The organism is Bradyrhizobium sp. CCBAU 51753 (assembly GCF_015291565.1).
Lineage (GTDB): Bacteria > Pseudomonadota > Alphaproteobacteria > Rhizobiales > Xanthobacteraceae > Bradyrhizobium > Bradyrhizobium ivorense.
Window position 1 is genome coordinate 6,007,227 of record NZ_CP030037.1, and the last position, 19,788, is coordinate 6,027,014.

Genomic DNA, 19,788 nt, shown 5'->3' on the forward strand with positions numbered 1-19,788 from the left:
CGAACCCGGAACCTCGAGATTCCGGGTTCGATGCTTCGCATCGCCCCGGAATGACGAGTGCTGTTTGCGCGCGCGAAGCTAAACGTCGCTCGTCGCTTCCTTCAATGTCTTCGCCAGCGCCTCGCCCTGCATGCGCGCGATGTCGTCCTGGTATTTCAGCAGCGCGCCCAGCGTGTCGCCGACCACCTGCGGGGTCAGCGAGCGGGCGTCGAGCTCGGACAGCGCGGTCGCCCAGTCGATGGTCTCGGCGACACCCGGCGACTTGTAGAAATCCTGGCTGCGCAGCGCCTGCACGAAGCGGACCACCTGCTGCGACAGCTTTGCGGAGATGTTCGGCACCCGCGACTTGACGATCGCGAGCTCGCGCTCGGCGGAGGGATAATCCACCCAGTGATACAGGCAGCGCCGCTTCAGCGCGTCGTGGATCTCGCGGGTGCGGTTCGAGGTGATGATCACGATCGGCGGCGCCGGCGCCTTCACGGTGCCGAGCTCCGGGATGGTGACCTGGAAGTCGCTGAGGATTTCCAAAAGATACGCCTCGAACGCCTCGTCGGCGCGGTCGAGTTCGTCGATCAGAAGCACCGGCGGACCGGCGACGTCGGGCTCGAGCGCCTGCAGCAGCGGCCGCTTGATCAGGAAGCGTTCGGCGAAGATGTCGCTGGCCAGCTGGTCGCGGTCGGTATCGCCGGAGGCTTCGGCCAGGCGAATCGCAATCATCTGCGCCGCACTGCTCCACTCATAGACCGCGGAGGCGACGTCGAGACCTTCATAGCATTGCAGGCGGATCAGCTTGCGCCCGAGCGCCGTTGACAAAACCTTGGCGATCTCGGTCTTGCCGACCCCGGCCTCGCCTTCGAGAAACAGCGGCCGGCCCATTCGCAGCGCGAGATAGGTCACGGTGGCCAGCGAGCGCTCGGCGAGATAGCCGCGCAACGTCAACAGCTCCAGGAGCGTATCGACGGAAGTGGGGAACGCCGACGCACTCATGGAACCGCCAGTCTTCGAACGGGTGTTAGGAAGGTCACGCCTTGGTATCTAGTCCTTGGCGGTCGCGGCTTCCACCGCCCGGCGCGCCAAAACGCCGATCAGATGCGCGCGGTACTCAGCACTGCCATGCAAATCGCTGTTCAGGCCATCGGCCGGAACGGTCAGGCCGTCGAGCACCTTGTGCGAGAAGCGCTTCTTCAGCGCCTCCTCGAACGAGGTGACGCGGAACACGCCGTCCGAGCCGGCGCCGGTTACCGCGACGCGCACGTCGGACGGACGCTTGGCGACGAACACGCCGACCAGCGCGTAGCGCGAGGCCTGGTTGCGGAATTTCACATAGGCCGCCTTCTTCGGCAGCGGGAACATCACCTTGGTGATGATCTCGTCGGCCTCCAGCGCGGTCGAGAACAGGCCCTGGAAAAACTCCTCGGCCTTTAGCCGGCGCTTGTTGGTGACGATGGTGGCGCCGAGCGCCAGCACCGCAGCCGGATAGTCGGCGGTCGGATCGTTGTTGGCGAGCGAGCCGCCGATGGTGCCGCGGTGACGCACCGCGGGATCGCCGATCTGGCCGGCGAGCTCGGCGAGCGCCGGTATCGCCTCGCCCACAACCGCGGAGCTCGCGACGTCGGCGTGTTTGGCGGTGGCGCCGATCACCAGCGAGCGGCCCTTCATCTCGATGGTGTCGAGACCTTCGATGTGGGAGAGGTCGACCAGATGCGGCGGGCTGGCAAGCCGCTGCTTCATGACAGGCACCAGCGTGTGGCCGCCGGCGATCAGCTTGGCGTCCTCGTTCTTCACCAAGAGGTTGGCGGCCTGCCGCACGGTCCCGGGACGATGATATTTGAATTCGTACATTGGAATGTCCTGATCGCTTGTCGCGATGAATTTCGATGAGGCGAGGTCCGACCTAGACGGGATCAGACTTGGGCGAGATCAGACGTTAAGCGAGATCGGACTTGGCCATCGCCTTGGCGCCGGCCGCGATCGAGGCGACGATGTTCTGATAGCCGGTGCAGCGGCACAGATTGCCTTCCAGCTCCTCGCGGATCACCTCGTCGGAGAGGTCGTGGCCCTTGCGGTGCACCAGGTCGACCGCGGTCATGATCATGCCGGGCGTGCAGAAACCGCACTGCAGACCGTGATGTTCGCGGAAGGCTTCCTGCATCGGATGCAGCGGCGCACCGTCCGCCGCCAGTCCCTCGATGGTCCTCACTTCATGACCGTCGGCCATCACCGCGAGCGTGGTGCAGGACTTCACCGCCTTGCCGTCGAGATGGACGACGCAGGCGCCGCACTGCGAGGTGTCGCAGCCGACATGCGTGCCCGTCAGGCGCAGGTTTTCGCGCAGAAACTGGACCAGAAGGGTACGGGGGTCGACGTTCGCGTTCACGGGGTTGCCGTTCACGATCATTGAAATCTTGGCCATCAGCACTCTCTTATCTGCGCCGCCGCATATCGGCGGAGCAGGCGGTTTAAAATCATTCCAGACGGCATAATATGGGCGGGTTTCCCGATGGGCAACCATTCGAGCCACCCGTCCAGGACATGGCCGGACCTAAATGATCCGGCCGATCGGCAGGGCTAGCCCTGCACCGCCTTGGCAAAATTGGCAAAGAATTCATCGGCCAGTTTCTTGGCGGCGCCGTTGATCAGGCGCTGGCCGAGCTGGGCGAGCTTGCCGCCAATCTGCGCCTCGACGTTGTAGCTCAGAAGCGTGCCGCCATCCTTGTCGGCGAGCCCGACGGTGGCGCCGCCCTTGGCGAAGCCGGCGACCCCGCCCTCGCCCTCGCCGGTGATCTTGTAGCCGTTGGGCGGATCGAGATCGCTCAATGTGACCTTGCCCTTGAAGCGCGCCGAGACCGGCCCGACCTTCATCTTGGCGGTGGCGCGAAAGCCCTGGTCCTCGGTCTTCTCCAGCTCCTCACAGCCGGGAATGCAGGCCTTCAGCACCTCGGGATCGTTGAGCTTGTCCCATACGGCCTGGCGCGACGCCGCAAGCTGGACTTCGCCGGTCATCGTCATGGCCATGGGGCACCTCCTCGATCGCTTAAAGCCTCGCTTTCCAAGTAAAGCAGCCGGGGGGCAAAGGAAAGGGCACCTTGGGAGGATGAGCGATGCATATTCGCAACCGCAGCAAGACGGTCCAGCCGTTCACAAATTCGCGCGAACTCGGCTTGCGGTTGAAAATCGGCAGAGGCCGTCGGCGCCCATTGGCAGGGGCGCTGCGGAGTGGTTAGGTCGCTCGCCATGAGCACAGCCATCTCTCCACTGCTGGCGCCAATGCTGTCGAGCGCCGCGATGCGCGCGGCATGCGACGATGCGGCCACCTTGCAGAACATGCTGGATTTCGAGGCAGCGCTGGCCCGCGCGGAAGCCGCCTGCGGCGTGATTCCCGCCCCGGCCACTGGCCCGATCAGCGCCGCCTGCAAGACCGAATCATTCGACCAGGCGGCGCTGGCGGAGGCGGCGACGCGGTCGGGCAACCTAGCGATCCCCCTGGTCAAGGCGCTGACCGCCAATGTGGCCAAGGCCGACAGCGAGGCCGCCCGCTATGTGCATTGGGGCGCGACCAGCCAGGACGTGATCGACACCGCGACGATGCTGACCTTGCGCGCCGGCATCGATGCGCTGCTGACCGATCTCGACCGCGCCATCACCGGCTTTGCCACCCTCGCGCGTGCCCATCGCGACACGCCGATGGTAGCGCGCACCTGGCTGCAGCACGCGCTGCCGATGCCGTTCGGGCTGAAGCTTGCCGAATACGCCGCGGCGCTGCACCGCTCGCGCAAGCGCTTGCTGCGGCTGCGCAAGGAGGCCCTCGCCCTGCAGTTCGGCGGCGCCGCCGGCACGCTGGCCGCGCTCGGCGGCAATGGACTTGCGGTCGCCGCACAGCTCGCGAAAGAGTTGGACCTGCCACTACCCGATGCGCCCTGGCACACCCATCGCGACCGCATCGCCGAGGCGGCGTCGGTGTTCGCGATCCTGTCCGGCAGCTGCGGCAAGATCGCGCGCGACATTTCGCTGATGATGCAGACTGATGTCGGCGAAGCCTTCGAGCCCGCGGGCGCCGGCCGCGGCGGCTCCTCCACCATGCCGCACAAGCGCAATCCCGTCGCCGCGGCAAGCGCGCTCGGTGCCGCAACCATGGCGCCGAACCTCGCCGCCACAATTTTTGCCGCGCAGGTGCAGGACCATGAGCGCAGCGCCGGCCCCTGGCACGCGGAATGGCCGACATTGCCGGGCCTGATGCTGGTGACCTCGGGCGCGCTCGCGGCCATCGTCGACCTCGCCGAGGGGCTGGAGGTCGATGCGGCGCGGATGCGCAGCAACCTGGAGACCACCGGCGGGCTGATCATGGCCGAAGCGGTGACGTTTGCGCTTGCCGAAAAGATCGGCAAGAGCGACGCGCATCACCTGATCGAGGCTGCCAGCAAGCAGGCGGTCGCCGAGAAGAAGCATCTGCGCGACGTGCTGAGCGCCGACGCCAAGTTCACCGCGCAGCTCGACACGAACGCAATCACAAAGCTGTTCGAGCCGATGGCCTATCAGGGCGCCTCGCAGGCGCTGATCGACCGCCTGCTCGCCTCGCTGGACGATAAGTAGCGGGATGTCATTGCCGGGCTTGACCCGGCAATCCATCATCGCAAGAAGAGTTCACTTTAGATGGATGCGCGGATCAAGTCCGCGCATGACAGAGGGACTAATCGATGCCGATGATCAACGCCGACGGATGCCTGCTCAATGTCCAGGTCGAAGGCCGCGACGGCGGACCGACCTTGATGCTGTCGAACTCGCTCGGCTGCACCCTGCAGATGTGGGAGCCGCAGATGCGGGCGCTGACGCAGATGTTCCGCGTCATCCGCTACGACCGCCGCGGCCACGGCAAATCAGGTGTGCCTGCAGGCCCCTATTCCATGGAGCGGTTCGGCCGTGACGTGCTGGCGATTCTCGACGACCTCAACATCGACAAGGTGCATTGGTGCGGCCTGTCGATGGGCGGCATGGTCGGGCAATGGCTCGGCGCCAACGCGCCCGAGCGGTTCGGCAAGATCATCCTCGCCAACACGGCCTGCTATTACCCCGATCCGACCAACTGGCTGAACCGCATCAAGGCGGTGGAGCAAGGCGGCATCGCCGCCGTCGCCGACACCGTGATCGCGGGCTGGCTGACCGCCGATTTCCGCGAGCGCGAGCCGCAGACCACCGCCAACATGAAGGCGATGCTGCTGGCCTCTCCCGTTGAAGGCTATCTCGCCTGCTGCGAGGCGCTGTCGACACTCGACCAGCGCGCGCTGCTGCCTGACATCAAGAGCCCGACGCTGGTGATCGCGGGACGCCAGGACATGGCAACCCCGGTGTCGGCAGCCGAGATGATCCGCAGCGGCATTCCCGGCGCCAGCATGACGCTGCTCGATGCCGCGCATATTTCCAATGTCGAGCAGTCGCACGCCTTCACCGAAGCCGTGGTCGGCTTCTTGACGCAACGCTAGTCCAAGCTGCGTCGTAGCCCGGATGGAGCGAAGCGAAATCCGGGACAGATTTCGCAGCGGGCGCAGAAACCCCGGATTGCGCTACGCTCCATCCGGGCTACGAGTTCATGACTCGCGATGACGAGGAGACAATTTCAATGGACGACAATCAACGCCGCGACGACGGCATGACGCAGCGCCGCAAGGTGCTCGGTAATGAATGGGTCGACAAGTCGCTCAAGAACCGCAACGCCTTCAACACCGACTTCCAGGACCTGATCACCCGCTACGCATGGGGCGACATCTGGACGCGGCCGCATTTCGATCATCGCACGCGGCGGGTGCTGGTGATCGGCACCATGGTCGCGCTGGGACAGTGGGATGAGTTCCGCCTGCATGTGCGGGCGGCGCTGACCGAGGGCGGTTTCTCGCCCGACGACATCAAGGAAATCCTGCTGCAGCAGGCAATCTATTGCGGCGTTCCTGCGGCCAATCACGCCGTCAAGGAAGCAGGCGCGATCATCGCCGAGCTAGGGCTGCTGCAGGGATAGCTCGCCAGCGGGCAGTGCGGGCGGAGCCGTCTCGGCAACGGCATCTACTTTGGCCGCGGGCTTCGGAGCGGTGTCGACCAGCATCACGATCGCGGTGCCGAGCAGCATCAACAGCTCGGCCGCATGCATGCGCAACGCGCCGAGCTCGCCGGTCTTCGAGGCCAGCAGCATGCTGACGAAGCTCAGCACGCTGCCGAGGCACAGCGCCACCGCGAGCGCCTCGTCGCTGCCGCCGTTCTTGCGCATCCTCGGGAAAGCGACCATGGCGAGGAACAGGGCGAAGAACGCCACCACGGTGATCCGCGCCAGCGCCAGCATCCAGGCGAGCCGCACCGTCGCCATTTTGGCGAGCTGCAGGTGATCGCTAGCATACAGCGCGATCGACACGCTCGGCCGCTCGTAGAGCCCGTGGATCGGCGACACCATGATGTTGAAGGCGATGATGGTCCAGACCGGAATGAAATAGGCGGCGAGCAGCGCGCCGTTGAATGAACTGATCCGCCAGTTGCTGGACATGACGCTTCCCATGCTTTGCGCGGCCCGCTGAAGCGGGCGGTTTGACCAGCGACCTAACGCCGTTCAATTGCCGGCAGCAATTTAAACCCTTTGTTTACCTTAACCGGCGCGATCAATTCCTGGGGATCGCATCGGGAACAGCCGTGTCCGTGCCAAATCGGGGCAAAAGAAAAGGTCCCGCCTGCTCGGCGAGACCTTCTCATCTGCTGCTTGCCTACTGCGGCTTAGCGATCCAGATCGGGGTCCTGGTCCTGACGGCCCGGATCCATCTGCTGCTGGCCGGGCTTCTGGCCGCCCTGCTGCTGACCGGGCTTCGGGCTGCCGCCCTGCTGCTGCTGACCGGGCTTTTGGGGCGGGCTCTGGCCCTGCTGCCCGGGGCTCTGGTTCTGTTTGTTCACGCAAAATCTCCCTTGCTTGATGGAAGCATGGAGGCAACGCAGGCCGCAGCAGCGGAGTTGCGCGGGGAACACGAGTTCCGGCGTGATCATTGCAAGGCAGCGCCGTGTCGCCCCTGTGACATCGGAACCGCACCCGCCAAACTAGTTATGTACAAGCCTTCTCGCCGCACCCCGCGCTGTTGCCGCCGCCGGGGTTCCGCTGTTAGAAAATGACACGACGCGGGGAAACTGGCTGCCGGGGGCCCTCGCCGCGTCCTCGAGATAGCGTTTTCGAGCGAAGTGGGGACCGGTTCGCGTGAAGAAAACGCGTCCAAATCAAACGAGAGCCAGTTCGGTTCTCAACCGAACAGGCTCGAACTACGGCAGCGCATGGATTATTTCGCCCAGCAACTGATCAACGGCCTCGTGCTCGGTTCGATCTACGGCCTGATCGCGATCGGCTACACGATGGTCTACGGCATCGTCGGCATGATCAACTTCGCCCATGGCGATATCTTCATGATCGGCGGCTTCATCGCGCTGATCTCGTTCCTGGTGCTGGTGTCGCTCGGCCTCACCGCGGTGCCGGTGATCCTCCTGATCGTGCTCTTGGTCTCGATGGTGATCACCGCGCTCTATGGCTGGACCATCGAGCGGATCGCCTACCGGCCGTTGCGGCATTCGTTCCGCCTGGCGCCGATGCTGTCGGCGATCGGCATGTCGTTCGTGCTGACCAACTTCTCGCAGGTGTCGCAGGGCGCGCGGGTCAAGCCGGTGCCGCCGATCATCACCGGCGGCTACACCCTGCATGAGGGACCGGCCGGGTTCGCGGTGCAGCTCTCCAACATTCAGATCGTCGTCGTCATCACGACCATCGTGCTGCTCGCAATGTTCACCTGGATCGTGTCGCGCACCCGACTCGGCCGCGACATGCGCGCCTGCGAGCAGGACCAGACCATGGCCGCGCTGCTCGGCGTCGACGTCGACCGCACCATCTCGATGACCTTCGTGATCGGCGCTGCGCTCGCCGCGGTCGCCGGCATGATGTACCTGTTGTATTACGGTCTGGTGGATTTCTTCATGGGCTTCGTCGCCGGCATCAAGGCGTTCACCGCCGCCGTGCTCGGCGGCATCGGCTCGCTGCCCGGCGCGATGCTCGGCGGGCTTGCGATCGGCCTGATCGAGACGTTCTGGTCGGCCTATTTCTCGGTCGAGTACAAGGACGTCGCCGCGTTCTCGATCCTGATCGTGGTGCTGATCTTCATGCCGACCGGCCTGCTCGGCCGTCCCGAAGTCGAAAAAGTCTGACGGACGCCCTGTGAGCGCAACATCAGCCCGCCCCTCGCCCGCGCCGCCAACATCGGGCGCCGCCTTCATCTTCAAGAAAGCCCTGATCAGCGCCGGCGTCGCGCTGGTGCTGTTCTCGCTGATGATCGGCGTGCGCACCGAGGCCGGCCCGCAGGGCGGCCTGATCTACTGGACCCGGTTCGGCGATCTCGCAGCCCTCGTCGCCACCGTGTTCGGCGGCAGCATCATCGTCGAGCTGCTGCGGCAATGGTGGGGACCGGTCGACACGGAGCGGGTGGTTCCAAAGCCCGTGCAGGCCGCGATGTCGTTCGTCGGGCGCTGGCTCGCGCCGGCGCTGCTGATCTTCGCCTTCCTGATCCCGGTGATCTTCTACAACCAGCGCTACATTCTCGACCTCTCGATCCTGGTGCTGACCTATGTGATGCTGGGCTGGGGCCTGAACGTCGTGGTCGGCCTCGCCGGCCTGCTCGATCTCGGCTATGTCGCGTTCTACGCGGTCGGCGCCTATTCCTACGCGCTGCTCGCCACCAATTTCGGACTGTCGTTCTGGGTCTGCCTGCCGCTCGCCGGCATTTTGGCGGCGTTCTGGGGCGTGCTGCTCGGCTTTCCGGTGCTGCGGCTGCGCGGCGATTATCTCGCGATCGTGACGCTCGCCTTCGGCGAGATCATCCGCCTCGTCATCATCAACTGGCAGAGCCTGACCGGCGGCCCCAACGGCGTCTCCGGCATTCCGCGCCCGACCATGTTCGGCATTCCGCTGACGCCGGGCGACGACGGGCTGGCGGCGCGGCTCGGCATCGAGTTCTCGCCGACCCACCGCATCGTGTTCCTGTTCTACCTGATCCTGGCGATGGCGCTGCTCACCAACTGGGTGACGATCCGGCTGCGCCGGCTGCCGATCGGACGGGCCTGGGAAGCGCTGCGCGAGGATGAAGTGGCCTGCCGCGCGCTCGGCATCAACGTCACCACGACCAAGCTGACGGCATTCGCGACCGGGGCGATGTTCGGCGGCCTTGCCGGCGCGTTCTTCGCGACACGGCAGGGCTTCATCAGCCCGGAATCCTTCACCTTCCAGGAATCGGCGCTGGTGCTTGCGATCGTCGTGCTCGGCGGCATGGGTTCGCAGCTCGGCGTCGCGCTGGCCGCGGTCACCATGATCGGCGGCTTCGAGCTGTTCCGCGGGCTCGATCAGTACCGCATGCTGGTGTTCGGCATGGCGATGGTGCTGCTGATGATCTGGCGGCCGCGCGGGCTGATCGGCCATCGCGCGCCGACCGTGTTTCTGGAACGCAACCAGGCGATCTCGTCCGACCTCGTCAAGGAGGGCCACGGATGAGCGACGACATCCTCGCCGTCGACCGCCTGATGATGCGCTTCGGCGGCATCGTTGCGGTCAACAGCCTGTCCTTCACCGCCGAGCGGCGCAAGATCACCGCGCTGATCGGGCCGAACGGCGCCGGCAAGACCACGGTGTTCAACTGCATCACCGGCTTCTACCGGCCGAGCGGCGGCGCGATCCGCCTCACCCATGACGACGGCCGCAACATCCAGCTCGAGCGGCTCGGCGATTTCCGCATCTCCAAATACGCCAAGGTGGCGCGCACCTTCCAGAACATCCGCCTGTTCCCCGGCATGACCGCGCTGGAGAATTTGATGGTCGCCCAGCACAACGCGCTGATGCGCGCCTCCGGGCTGACCTTTCTCGGCCTGATCGGGGTGCCGTCCTGGCGCGAGGCCGAACAGCGCGCGATCGATCTGGCGCGGACCTGGCTCGACCGCGTCGGCCTGCTGCCGCGCGCCGACGACGCCGCCGGCAATCTGCCCTATGGCGACCAGCGGCGGCTCGAGATCGCGCGCGCGATGTGCACCGAGCCGGCGCTGCTCTGCCTCGACGAGCCGGCCGCGGGGCTCAACGCGCGCGAGAGCGGCGGGCTCAACGAGCTCTTGCTGTCAATCCGCGAGGACGGCACGTCGATCCTGCTGATCGAGCACGACATGTCTGTCGTGATGGAGATCTCCGACCACGTCGTGGTGATGGACTACGGCGTCAAGATCGCCGAAGGCACGCCGCAGGCGGTGCGCGACGATCCCAAGGTGATCGCCGCCTATCTCGGCGCCGACGAGGAAGAAGCCATCGCCGTGATGGAGAGCGGCACGTGAGCGCGGCAGCTTCAACTCCCCTGCTCGCGGTGCGCGGACTGCGTGCGGCGTATGGCAAGATCGAGGCGCTGAAGGGTGTCGACATCGAGATTAATGCCGGCGAGATCGTCGCGCTGATCGGGGCCAACGGCGCCGGCAAGTCGACGCTGATGATGACGATCTTCGGCAAGCCGCGCGCCCGCTCGGGGAGGATCGAGTTCGACGGCCACGACATCACCGGCGTGCCGACGCACGACATCGCGCGGCTGCGCATCGCGCAATCGCCGGAGGGGCGGCGGATCTTTCCGCGCATGAGCGTGGCGGAAAACCTGCAGATGGGCGCCGACGCTACCGACTGCAGCGAGGCGGAACGTGCCGCCGGGCTCGAGCGCGTGTTCGCGCTGTTCCCGCGGCTGAAGGAGCGCGTCGCACAACGCGGCGGCACGCTTTCGGGCGGCGAGCAGCAGATGCTCGCGATCGGACGCGCCTTGATGAGCCGGCCGCGCCTGTTGATGCTGGACGAACCCTCGCTCGGGCTCGCGCCGCTGATCGCGCGGCAGATCTTCGACGCCATCCGCACGCTGAACCGGCAGGACGGCCTCACCGTGCTGATCGTCGAGCAGAACGCCAACCATGCGCTGAAGCTCGCCCATCGCGGTTATGTCATGGTCAACGGCCTGATCACGCTGGCCGGAACCGGCGCCGAATTGCTGCAGCGCCCTGAAATCCGCGCCGCCTATCTGGAAGGCGGCCGCCGCGGCTAGCGGCACGCTTTCTCAGGCTGCCCTGCAGCAAGATGCTGCAGCCGCAGCGCCGTTTTGCCTGAAAATTGCCGGTGACTTCGCCGGAAAATCAGCCGACAATGCCCGTGGTTAAGGGCCCTGCCCGGGTCCTCCCGCAAGAGGCAACGACCACGAGGGACGTCTCATGAAATCACTGAAGCTCATCGGCCTGGCATTGGGCGCTACGTTCGCATTGTCGGCGAGCGCATTCGCGCAAGACATTACCATCGCAGTGGCGGGCCCGATGACGGGCTCCGAATCCGCTTTCGGCCGGCAGATGAAGAACGGCGCCGAGCAGGCGGTCGCCGACATCAACGCAGGCGGCGGCGTGCTCGGCAAGAAGCTCAAGCTCGAGGCCAACGACGATGCCTGCGATCCGAAGCAGGCGCGCTCGATCGCGGAGAAGATCGGCGGCGCGAAGATCCCGTTCGTGGCCGGCCACTTCTGCTCGTCGTCCTCGATCCCGGCCTCCGAAGCCTATGCCGACAGCAACGTCTTGCAGATCACGCCGGCTTCGACCAATCCGCTGTTCACCGAGCGCAAGCTCTGGAACGTGGCGCGGGTCTGCGGCCGTGACGACCAGCAGGGCCTGGTCGCGGCCGACTTCATCGTCAAGAACTACAAGGGCAAGAACGTCGCGATCCTGAACGACAAGACCACTTACGGAAAGGGCCTCGCCGACGAGACCAAGAAGGCGCTGAACAAGGCCGGCTTCCAGGAGAAGATGTTCGAGTCCTACAACAAGGGCGACAAGGACTTTAACTCGATCGTCTCGCGCCTGAAGCGCGACAATATCGATCTGGTCTATGTCGGCGGCTACCACCAGGAAGCCGGCCTGATCCTGCGCCAGATGCGCGACCAGGGCCTGCAGACCGTGCTGATGGCGGGCGACGCCATGAACGACAAGGAGTTCGCCTCGATCACCGGCCCGGCCGCGGAAGGCACGCTGTTCACCTTCGGCCCCGACCCGCGCAACAAGCCGACCGCCAAGGCGATCGTCGAGAAGTTCAAGGCCAAGAACATCGATCCCGAGGGCTACACGCTCTACACCTACGCCGCGATGCAGGTGTGGACCCAGGCCGTCGCCAAGGCCGGGTCGACCGACGCCAAGAAGGTGATGGACACGATCAAGGCCGGCGAGTGGGACACCGTGCTCGGCAAGATGGCGTTCGACGCCAAGGGCGACATCAAGGCGATCGACTATGTCGTCTACAAGTGGGACGCCAAGGGCAACTACACCGAGATCAACCCGAAGGGGTCTTGAGATCCCTCACTGTTGATCTGACATCAGAACGCGCAACAAAACGCCCCGGCCCGCCGGGGCGTTTTTCTTTGCCGCCGCGGCTGCTAATATCGGAGCGATCGGATAGCCGCGCGAGGCACCTTGAAAAACCTGCTCACCGATATTGCCGGCGTCAGCGTCGGCCACGCCGATGACGCCGCGATTGGCTCGGGCGTCACCGCGATCCTGTTCGATCGCCCGGCGGTGGCCTCGCTCGATGTCCGCGGCGGCGGCCCCGGGATCCGCGAGGATTCGCTGCTCGCGCCGCATAACGTCGTCGAGGCGGTCGACGCCATCGCGCTGTCCGGCGGCTCCGCGCTTGGGCTCGATGCCGCCGGCGGCGTGCAGGCGTGGCTTGCCGAGCGCGGCCGCGGCTTTCGGATTCGCGACGCGGTGATCCCGATCGTGCCGGGCGCGATCTGCTTCGACCTGCTCAACGGCGGCAACAAGGCGTGGGGCCGCTTTCCGCCCTATCGCGATCTCGGCTATGCCGCAGCCGACGCCGCCGGCGGCGACTTCCGCCTCGGCAGCGTCGGCGCCGGCATGGGCGCGACCACGGCCAATCTGAAAGGCGGCCTCGGCTCGGCATCGGCGAAGGCCGACGACGGCGTGACGGTCGCGGCGCTCGCCGTGGTCAATGCGGTCGGCAGCGTCACGGTCGGCAGCGGCCCCTGGTTCTGGGCCGCGCCGTTCGAGGTCGATAGCGAGTTCGGCGGCCGCGGCCTGCCGCCGGCCTTCACATCGGACATGCTCAGGATGCGGCTGAAGGGCGGCGCCGAGGCGACCGCGGCGGAGAACACCACGCTGGTCGTGGTCGTGACCGACGCGCAACTGACCAAAGCGCAGGCCAAGCGGCTCGCGATGATCGCGCAGACCGGCATGGCGCGCGCGATCTATCCAGTGCACGCGCCGCTCGACGGCGACGTGGTGTTTGCCGCGGCGACCGGCGCAAAACCGATCGATCCGCTGTTCGGGTTGACGACGCTCGGCGGGATCGCGGCTAACACGGTGGCGCGCGCGATCGCCCGCGGCGTGTATGCGGCGACCGCACTGCCCTTCCCCGGCGCGCTGCCAAGCTGGCAGGACCGGTTCGGGTAGGCGGATCGCGACGTCGATGAGAAAGTGGCGGCATCGGAGGTGCGCCCCCTCGCCCCGTTCTTACGGGGAGAGGGTTGGGGTGAGGGGCTGCCTCGGCATCAACAGTGATAGTCGGACTCGTGGAGAGTCCCCCTCACCCGGAACGCATCTGCGATGCGTTCCGGCCTCTCCCCGCAGGCGGGGAGAGGCGAAGAGCTCGCGATCCGACCGCCTCACACACAAAGCGAGGGGCTACGCGCTGACCGAAAGCTGCGCGGAGGCCTGCGCCGAGATCGCCTTTGCCTGGCGCTGGATCAGCTGCTCGACGAAATAGTAGGACGAGGTCGCGCTGCCGGACGCCGACGATGCCGCCGGCTTCGTCATCGACACTTTCGAGCCGTCGGCGTAGCTCATCGTGGTCGTGGTCGAGCCGTCGCTGTTGGTCACCGAGGTCGAGGTCGCGCCGTCCAGCGCCTGCATCAGCGGATCGGAGCTCGATCCGCTGGAGCTGGAGCCATCGGTGGAGCCGCTTGCCATGTGGTGGTGGTGGTGATGGCCGCCCTTCTTGCCCTGGAGCGCCTGCGACATCTCGTTGAGGCTGACGTTGCCGTCGCCATCGGCGTCGAGCTTGCCGAACACGTCGTCGGCCTGCGCGGTGTTGGTGCCGCCGGCGCCGAGCGCATTCTCGAACTCGGTTTGCGTGATCTTGCCGTTGCCGTCGGCGTCGATCTGCGAGAACAGGTCCTTCAGCGCGTCCGACCGGCTGGTCGGGGCCGAGCTTGTCGAGGCCGACGTTTGCGACTGCGCGGCGAGCAGCGCGCTCATCGTCTCCGGCGAGATCTGTGCGGAACCGCTGCCCGACGCCGTCCCGGCCGTGCCGGACGTCGAGGTCGACGGGGCGGCCGAGGGCGAAAACAGGCCGGTCCCCTGTTTGGCAGCACCGGTCTGCGTCGTCGATTTCGACGACATCAGCGAGCTCAGGAGATCGATGGCCGAGGACGCAGCGCCAAGGGCAAACAACATGGCAATACTCCGAACAAGCCGCGCGCGGCGGCAAAACGCTTGCCCAGCTCGGTCAGCAAGCGCCGTGCCATGCAAAAAACCCAATAAAACCGGGCTTTTCCCCCACCGCGCGGGTTCCGCGGGCCCGGCAAGAGCTGCCGCTGCGGCAGAATTTTCCTTGTCCCGCGCGCCCTCGCCTCGCATTGCCCGCCCGGCGTCCGCATGTTAGGCGGGCTAGCCCGTCGCCCCAAAAATCTTTCGGAACAGCGCTATGACTCCGTCATTCACCCCGCGTCCCCTCGTCATCGCTCCGTCAATCCTGGCGTCGGATTTCTCAAAGCTCGGCGAGGAGGTCCGCGCCGTCGATCAGGCCGGCGCCGACTGGATCCATCTCGACGTGATGGACGGGCACTTCGTCCCCAACATCTCCTATGGCCCCGACGTCATCAAGGCGATGCGGCCGCACACCAAGAAGATCTTCGACGCCCATCTGATGATCTCGCCCTGCGATCCCTATCTGGAAGCCTTCGCCAAGGCGGGCTGCGACCACATCACGGTTCATGCCGAGGCCGGGCCGCATCTGCATCGGTCGCTGCAGGCGATCCGCGCGCTCGGCAAGAAGGCCGGCGTCTCCATCAATCCGGCAACACCGGCAAGCGCGATCGAATATGTGCTCGACCTGATCGACCTCGTGCTCGTCATGTCGGTCAATCCGGGCTTCGGCGGCCAGGCCTTCATCCGCTCGGCGCTCGGCAAGATCAGCGACATCAGGGCGATGACCGCGGGCCGTCCGATCGACATCGAGGTCGATGGCGGCGTTGCACCAGATGTCGCGGGCGAGCTCGCCGCCGCCGGCGCCAACGCCTTCGTTGCCGGCTCGGCGGTGTTCAAGGGCGGCACGATGGAGGCCTACAAGGCCAACATTGGTGCGATCCGCAACGCCGCAGCCCAGGCGCGCGGCGAAGCCATTTGACCAACTTCCGATAGCACTGGAGCTATTTCCGTTCCGATAAAATCGGAACGGAGCTCTAGATTCTCGTTTCGACGCGTTTTCTTGACGCGAACCGGTAACCACTTCGCTGGAAAACGCTCTGTTGTGCGCCGGCGCCTGCAAATGCGGCGCACAACACGCTGCTGCGCTTTTGCAACATGCACAATGTTTTTGCGGGAGACCGGCGTCATCCGGACTTCACAGACTCCGCCAATCCGATGCACAAATGGCGCATAAGAAATCTTAGGGAGGCGCCATCATGACGATGACCCTTGTTTGGGCAAGCGTCGCTTTGTGGGTCGGCTCGAACATCGCCTTCGCCGCGCGCCGCATCTACGTGACGTGGCCCGATCGGACGGTAAGCGCACAGTTCATCTACATCCATTCGCGCCGGGCCTGAGGGCGAACCGGTACGCGAGGGAACGCGCGATCAGAACATTCCGGGCGGAATCGCCGCGTCATCGCTCGGCCCGGCGTCCGGCTGTGATGCCAGACGCGAAGGACGCACCACGGTCACCGTGCACGGCGCTTCGGACGCGATTTTTGCGGAGACGCTGCCGAGCAGCGCGCGCATCATCGAGTTCTGCCGCGCGCCGATGATGATGTGATCGACCAGATTGACCGCGGCGAACTCCAGGATCGCGGCGGCGGGATCGACCGCCTCCAGCACATGCACGGTCAGCCGGTCCTCCGCGAGGCGGAACGGCCGCGCCCAGTGCTGCAGCGCCACCATGCGGTCGATGTGCTTGTTCTGGCCCTGCTCGTCGAGGGTGCGGTCGATCGCCAGCCGATTGAGCTTCAGCACATTGACACAGGCGAGCCGCGCCGACGGCGACGTCGACAGCACCTGCTCGGCGGTGACGCGAATCGCCTCGTTCAGCTGCTCGGAACCATCGGCGATGTCGAGCGCGGCGACCACGATCGGGCTCGCGGCGAGTTGGGCGGCAACGTCGGATTTCGGCTGCGGCGGCCCCGCGCCGAGATTGAAGCGGCGGCGCCAGACCGTGCCGAGGGAATCGCGCGCGAGGCGTCTTGATCGCGCCGTCAGCTTGACCTGCTCGGGGTGGCCGAGATCGAAGGCGAGCTGCGCCGCGGTCGGATAGCGCGCGGCGGGGTCGATCTCCAGACAGCGCAGCACGATCTCCTGCAGCCAGGGCGGATAGTCGGCGCGGAGCTTGCGCGGCGGCACGGGATCGCGCCACAGCCGGCGGCGCATGCCACGCAGGGTTTCGCTCTCGCCGAACGGCCGCACGCCCGTGGTGAAGAAATAGAGCAGCACGCCGAGCGAGAACAGATCGCTGCGCGGATCGTCGCGCACGCCGAGCAAACGCTCCGGCGCCATGTAGGGCGCGGTGCCGAACGGCAGGCGGAACTCCTCCTGCAACAGATCGGGCAGATGCGGGTGATGCGAGAGGCCGAAATCGATCAGCACCGCCTCGCCATGGTCGCGGAACATGATGCTGCTCGGCTTGATGTCGTGATGGATGACGTTCTGGCGGTGCAGGCTGGTCAGCGCGGAGGCGATTTTGCCGGCGATGCCCCTCGCCTCCTCGTAAGCGATCGGGAGATCGTCGAGCCGCTTGTAGAGCGTTTGCCCGGGGATGCGCTCCATCACGACATAGGCCTGGCGCTCGAAATCGCCGGTGCCGAAGCAGGCTGGCACATGCGGGCCCGACAGCCGCGGCAAAATCATCTGCTCCATCTCGAAGCTGACGATCGCCGCCGGATCCTCGCCTTCGGCGACCAGCGGAACCTTCATCAGCAGCGGCACGGTAATGCCGGGATGGGTGACGCTCCACAGAACAGCCATGCCGCCGCGGTGCAGGCGCTCGCCAATGGTGAAGCCATCGATCTCGGCGCCAGGCTGCATCGTCAGCGCAGCCATCTGCGCTACCGGCCGATCAACAGGCGATCGGCCAGCCAGAGCGGCAGGCCGTTCGCCCGGATCCGCGCCGCCGCAGTCTCGGCATCGTAGGGCACGCGCAGATAGGTGATCTCGCGGCTCGCCGTGTCGAACATCGCAAACGAGGCGGCTGGGTCGCCGTCGCGCGGCTGGCCGACCGAGCCGAGCACGGCGAGCCAGCGCCGTCCGGTCAAGAGTTGCACGGCGATCCCCGTGGTCGGCACGAAACTCGTCATCTTGGCCGCAGCCGACATCGAGTAGAGGCCGGGCCGGTGGATGTGGCCGCAGAAGGTGATCTGCAGCTCGGTCGCCATCATGCTGCGCGCGGCATCGGCGGTGTCGCGGATGTAGCGCCATTTCGCCGGGTCCGACGCCTCGGAGTGCACGTAGAGACGGTTGTCCTCCTCGCGCAGTAACGGCAGGCCGGCGAGGAACGCCTTCTGCTCCGCGCTGAGCCGGGTGCGGGTCCAGTCGATCGCGGCCTGCGCGTCGTCATTCATGCTGTCGCTGGGGATGCCGATCGCATTGTCATGGTTGCCGCGCAGCGCGACCGCGCCTTTGGCGACGAGGTCCATCATGGTGTCGACGGCCCATTCCGGGTCGGCGCCGTAGCCGACGATGTCGCCAAGACAGATCAGCCGCTCCGCGCCACGCGCCCGCGCGGCCTCGAGGCAGGCCGCAAAAGCCTGCCGGTTGGCATGAATGTCCGAAAAGAGCGCAAGCCGCATCGTGGTCCGCGTGGTTGATCCCGGTCGATATCAAGCACACGCGGCGCCCGGCTCGCAATCGGAGCGGGCCTGGTCAGACGCGAGATCGCATCACGTCAGAGCTCGGAGTTTGCGGCTTACCCCTCTCCCCAACCCTCCCCGCAAGGGGGAGGGAGCCCTCCTGATGTGCTCACCTCACTGACAAGCAACGCCGCAGCTTGGTTAGAGCACTCGGCAACGAATGTAAGGGAGGTACCGGCGAGAGGGTTCCCTCCCCCCTTGCGGGGGAGGGTTAGGGAGAGGGGTACCGCTTGCTCAACTGTCTGAGAGAAATCGCCGGCCGCGTCTGCCTACTTGCAGGCCCGCAGGCCCTTCAGCAGCAGGCTGATCAGCGCGTCGATGCGCGACGGGCATTCCGGCTTGGCCCATTCCTCGGCGTGCGCCGGGTGATGGTAGCGGACGGTGGCGTCGAACACGGCGCGGGCGGTCGCCTTGACGTCGTCGATCTCGAACACGCCCTGGGCGATGCCGTCGGACAGGATTTTGGCGACCAGGTCGCACTGCTTGTTCTTGTAGGCTTCCACCACCTCGCGCGCCTCCTGGGCCAGCGCGAGATAGGTCGCGAACATTTCCGGATCGTCGCAGACCTTCTTCTGCTTGATCTCGAACATGGTGCGCAGCCACTTCTCCAGCCGTTCCGGCGCGGGGCCGTCTGAGGCGGCCAGCTTGCAGAGCGGCTCGTTGGCGCGATCCAGCCAGCGCTTGGCGACGGCGTCGCGCAGCGAGGCTTTGCTGGGGAAATGGCGGTAAACGCTGCCGTGGCTGACATCCAGCGCACGGGCAACATCGACAACAGTGGCCTTGGCGAGCCCGTAGCGCCGCAAAACATCCTCGGTTGCTTCGAGAATCCGCTCGGGTGTCAAAACCACCGTCTCGTTCATGCGTTCACCGTCGTCTGGGTCTCGCTGTCCTTACCCGCGGCTGAATTTGGCGGCCTGAGCGGCCAAATGGCGGGCGACGCGAAGGTTGAGCCACTGTTGAATCTGGGCGGTCAATTGAAAGATTTCTATCGTCATGGAGGTAGTCCTTCGAGGTAATCAAATTCAGGGCGGCTTCGCCGGCGACGTGCCGGATCGGCCAGTTGGCGCCTCCTCCCTTGCGCAGGATGTATATACACCATCTCGCTGACAGATTTCAATATCTGTCAGACAATATTTTGTGAACTGACCGACCGAGCAAAACGCCTAGGAGAATATGAAAAGGCCGCCAATTGAGGCGGCCCGTTCTGGTTCCCGTGCTAAATCGACCTTAGTGGCAAGGCTTGCCCGACATCTGAGCGGCCCTGCCGTGGCAGCCATCATGCATCGGCCCACGTTTCGCTGTCTTGGCCCCTGCTTTCTGAGTGCTCGCAGCCTTTGAAGTGGCCGTTGGAGCTTGCGCGTAGGCCGAGGCGGAACCAACGAAGACAGCGAACGCCAAAGCGACTTTGAAAATTGACTTCATAACACTCCCCCTGACGATGATTTCAATCCGAGATCAGTATTGAAGTAGGGGTACTTTAGCGCCCAAACCGAGATGGGATAGGGGCAAACGGTCTATCCGGGGAGATACGGGTTCCAGAGTTCGAATCCAGCCCCATCCCTGCTGACGGAGATCCCGAATGGAAGGCTGGAATCGAAAGGGGCCGCCTCACGCAG

Annotated in this window: 21 protein-coding genes; 11 read left to right on the forward strand and 10 right to left on the reverse strand. The window is 65.5% G+C overall.

Annotated elements, in window-relative coordinates; genetic code table 11:
* Positions 1–78: 78 nt before the first annotated feature.
* The 4 genes from XH93_RS27490 to XH93_RS27505 form a co-directional block, all read right to left on the reverse strand.
* Positions 79–987, reverse strand: a complete 909-nt coding sequence (locus XH93_RS27490) for a MoxR family ATPase (protein ID WP_194469894.1) — start codon at positions 985–987, stop codon at positions 79–81.
* A gap of 48 nt (positions 988–1,035) precedes the next feature.
* Positions 1,036–1,842, reverse strand: a complete 807-nt coding sequence (locus XH93_RS27495) for a xanthine dehydrogenase family protein subunit M (protein WP_139857748.1) — start codon at positions 1,840–1,842, stop codon at positions 1,036–1,038.
* Positions 1,843–1,927: 85 nt separating this feature from the next.
* Positions 1,928–2,413 carry a (2Fe-2S)-binding protein gene (locus XH93_RS27500; protein WP_139484683.1) on the reverse strand — a complete coding sequence of 162 codons (486 nt, stop codon included), beginning with the start codon at positions 2,411–2,413 and terminating at the stop codon, positions 1,928–1,930.
* Between the two features lie 155 nt (positions 2,414–2,568).
* Complete coding sequence (locus XH93_RS27505; protein ID WP_139484682.1) at positions 2,569–3,015, reverse strand: carbon monoxide dehydrogenase subunit G; 447 nt, start codon at positions 3,013–3,015, stop codon at positions 2,569–2,571.
* 219 nt (positions 3,016–3,234) lie between these two features.
* Between XH93_RS27505 and XH93_RS27510 the strand changes: the two genes are divergently transcribed.
* The 3 genes from XH93_RS27510 to XH93_RS27520 all read left to right on the forward strand — a co-directional run bounded on the left by XH93_RS27510 (position 3,235) and on the right by XH93_RS27520 (position 6,007).
* Positions 3,235–4,590: a 3-carboxy-cis,cis-muconate cycloisomerase gene (locus XH93_RS27510; RefSeq protein ID WP_194469895.1), complete on the forward strand. Its 1,356-nt coding sequence runs from the start codon at positions 3,235–3,237 to the stop codon at positions 4,588–4,590.
* A gap of 104 nt (positions 4,591–4,694) precedes the next feature.
* Positions 4,695–5,477, forward strand: a complete 783-nt coding sequence (gene pcaD, locus XH93_RS27515; RefSeq protein ID WP_194469896.1) for a 3-oxoadipate enol-lactonase — start codon at positions 4,695–4,697, stop codon at positions 5,475–5,477.
* 137 nt (positions 5,478–5,614) lie between these two features.
* Entirely contained in the window at positions 5,615–6,007 is a 393-nt protein-coding gene (locus XH93_RS27520; protein WP_194469897.1) for a carboxymuconolactone decarboxylase family protein, read from the forward strand.
* Here XH93_RS27520 and XH93_RS27525 read toward each other — a convergent pair.
* A complete protein-coding gene (locus tag XH93_RS27525) occupies positions 5,987–6,523 on the reverse strand; it encodes a hypothetical protein (protein WP_194469898.1) in 537 nt (178 codons plus the stop codon). The two genes, XH93_RS27520 and XH93_RS27525, sit on opposite strands and share 21 nt — an antisense overlap.
* Positions 6,524–6,747: 224 nt before the next feature.
* The gene (locus XH93_RS27530) at positions 6,748–6,921 is read right to left on the reverse strand and encodes a hypothetical protein (RefSeq protein WP_172626997.1); all 174 of its coding nucleotides are present in this window, start codon (positions 6,919–6,921) and stop codon (positions 6,748–6,750) included.
* 369 nt (positions 6,922–7,290) lie between these two features.
* On the opposite strand from XH93_RS27530, the gene XH93_RS27535 reads away from it, so the two are divergent.
* The 6 genes from XH93_RS27535 to XH93_RS27560 all read left to right on the forward strand — a co-directional run bounded on the left by XH93_RS27535 (position 7,291) and on the right by XH93_RS27560 (position 13,509).
* On the forward strand, positions 7,291–8,208 hold the full coding sequence (locus XH93_RS27535) for a branched-chain amino acid ABC transporter permease LivH (protein WP_139484677.1): 918 nt from the start codon (positions 7,291–7,293) through the stop codon (positions 8,206–8,208).
* 10 nt (positions 8,209–8,218) lie between these two features.
* Positions 8,219–9,544, forward strand: coding sequence for a high-affinity branched-chain amino acid ABC transporter permease LivM (gene livM / locus XH93_RS27540; protein ID WP_139484676.1), 1,326 nt, complete (start codon positions 8,219–8,221; stop codon positions 9,542–9,544).
* Positions 9,541–10,368 carry an ABC transporter ATP-binding protein gene (locus XH93_RS27545; RefSeq protein WP_139859867.1) on the forward strand — a complete coding sequence of 276 codons (828 nt, stop codon included), beginning with the start codon at positions 9,541–9,543 and terminating at the stop codon, positions 10,366–10,368. The genes livM and XH93_RS27545 overlap by 4 nt, the downstream gene beginning before the upstream one ends.
* Positions 10,365–11,111, forward strand: a complete 747-nt coding sequence (locus XH93_RS27550; protein ID WP_194469899.1) for an ABC transporter ATP-binding protein — start codon at positions 10,365–10,367, stop codon at positions 11,109–11,111. Before XH93_RS27545 ends, XH93_RS27550 begins: the two co-directional genes overlap by 4 nt.
* Positions 11,112–11,274: 163 nt before the next feature.
* Positions 11,275–12,393 (forward strand): branched-chain amino acid ABC transporter substrate-binding protein, encoded by a 1,119-nt coding sequence (locus XH93_RS27555; protein WP_139859861.1) that lies wholly within the window; start codon positions 11,275–11,277, stop codon positions 12,391–12,393.
* A 120-nt stretch (positions 12,394–12,513) separates the two neighbouring features.
* Entirely contained in the window at positions 12,514–13,509 is a 996-nt protein-coding gene (locus XH93_RS27560; RefSeq protein ID WP_194469900.1) for a P1 family peptidase, read from the forward strand.
* A 231-nt stretch (positions 13,510–13,740) separates the two neighbouring features.
* Here XH93_RS27560 and XH93_RS27565 read toward each other — a convergent pair whose 3' ends face one another.
* A complete protein-coding gene (locus tag XH93_RS27565) occupies positions 13,741–14,511 on the reverse strand; it encodes an EF-hand domain-containing protein (RefSeq protein WP_194469901.1) in 771 nt (256 codons plus the stop codon).
* 250 nt (positions 14,512–14,761) lie between these two features.
* On the opposite strand from XH93_RS27565, the gene rpe reads away from it, so the two are divergent.
* Together rpe and XH93_RS27575 are read left to right on the forward strand one after the other, a co-directional pair.
* A complete protein-coding gene (rpe, locus tag XH93_RS27570; RefSeq protein WP_139484670.1) occupies positions 14,762–15,463 on the forward strand; it encodes a ribulose-phosphate 3-epimerase in 702 nt (233 codons plus the stop codon).
* Positions 15,464–15,740: 277 nt separating this feature from the next.
* On the forward strand, positions 15,741–15,881 hold the full coding sequence (locus XH93_RS27575) for a hypothetical protein (protein WP_172626996.1): 141 nt from the start codon (positions 15,741–15,743) through the stop codon (positions 15,879–15,881).
* 30 nt (positions 15,882–15,911) lie between these two features.
* Here XH93_RS27575 and XH93_RS27580 read toward each other — a convergent pair whose 3' ends face one another.
* The 3 genes from XH93_RS27580 to XH93_RS27590 form a co-directional block, all read right to left on the reverse strand.
* Positions 15,912–17,366: a bifunctional serine/threonine-protein kinase/universal stress protein gene (locus tag XH93_RS27580; protein ID WP_194469902.1), complete on the reverse strand. Its 1,455-nt coding sequence runs from the start codon at positions 17,364–17,366 to the stop codon at positions 15,912–15,914.
* Between the two features lie 5 nt (positions 17,367–17,371).
* Positions 17,372–18,112, reverse strand: a complete 741-nt coding sequence (locus tag XH93_RS27585) for a metallophosphoesterase (protein ID WP_194469903.1) — start codon at positions 18,110–18,112, stop codon at positions 17,372–17,374.
* A 329-nt stretch (positions 18,113–18,441) separates the two neighbouring features.
* Positions 18,442–19,032, reverse strand: a complete 591-nt coding sequence (locus tag XH93_RS27590; protein ID WP_139484667.1) for a TetR family transcriptional regulator — start codon at positions 19,030–19,032, stop codon at positions 18,442–18,444.
* Positions 19,033–19,788 lie beyond the last annotated feature (756 nt).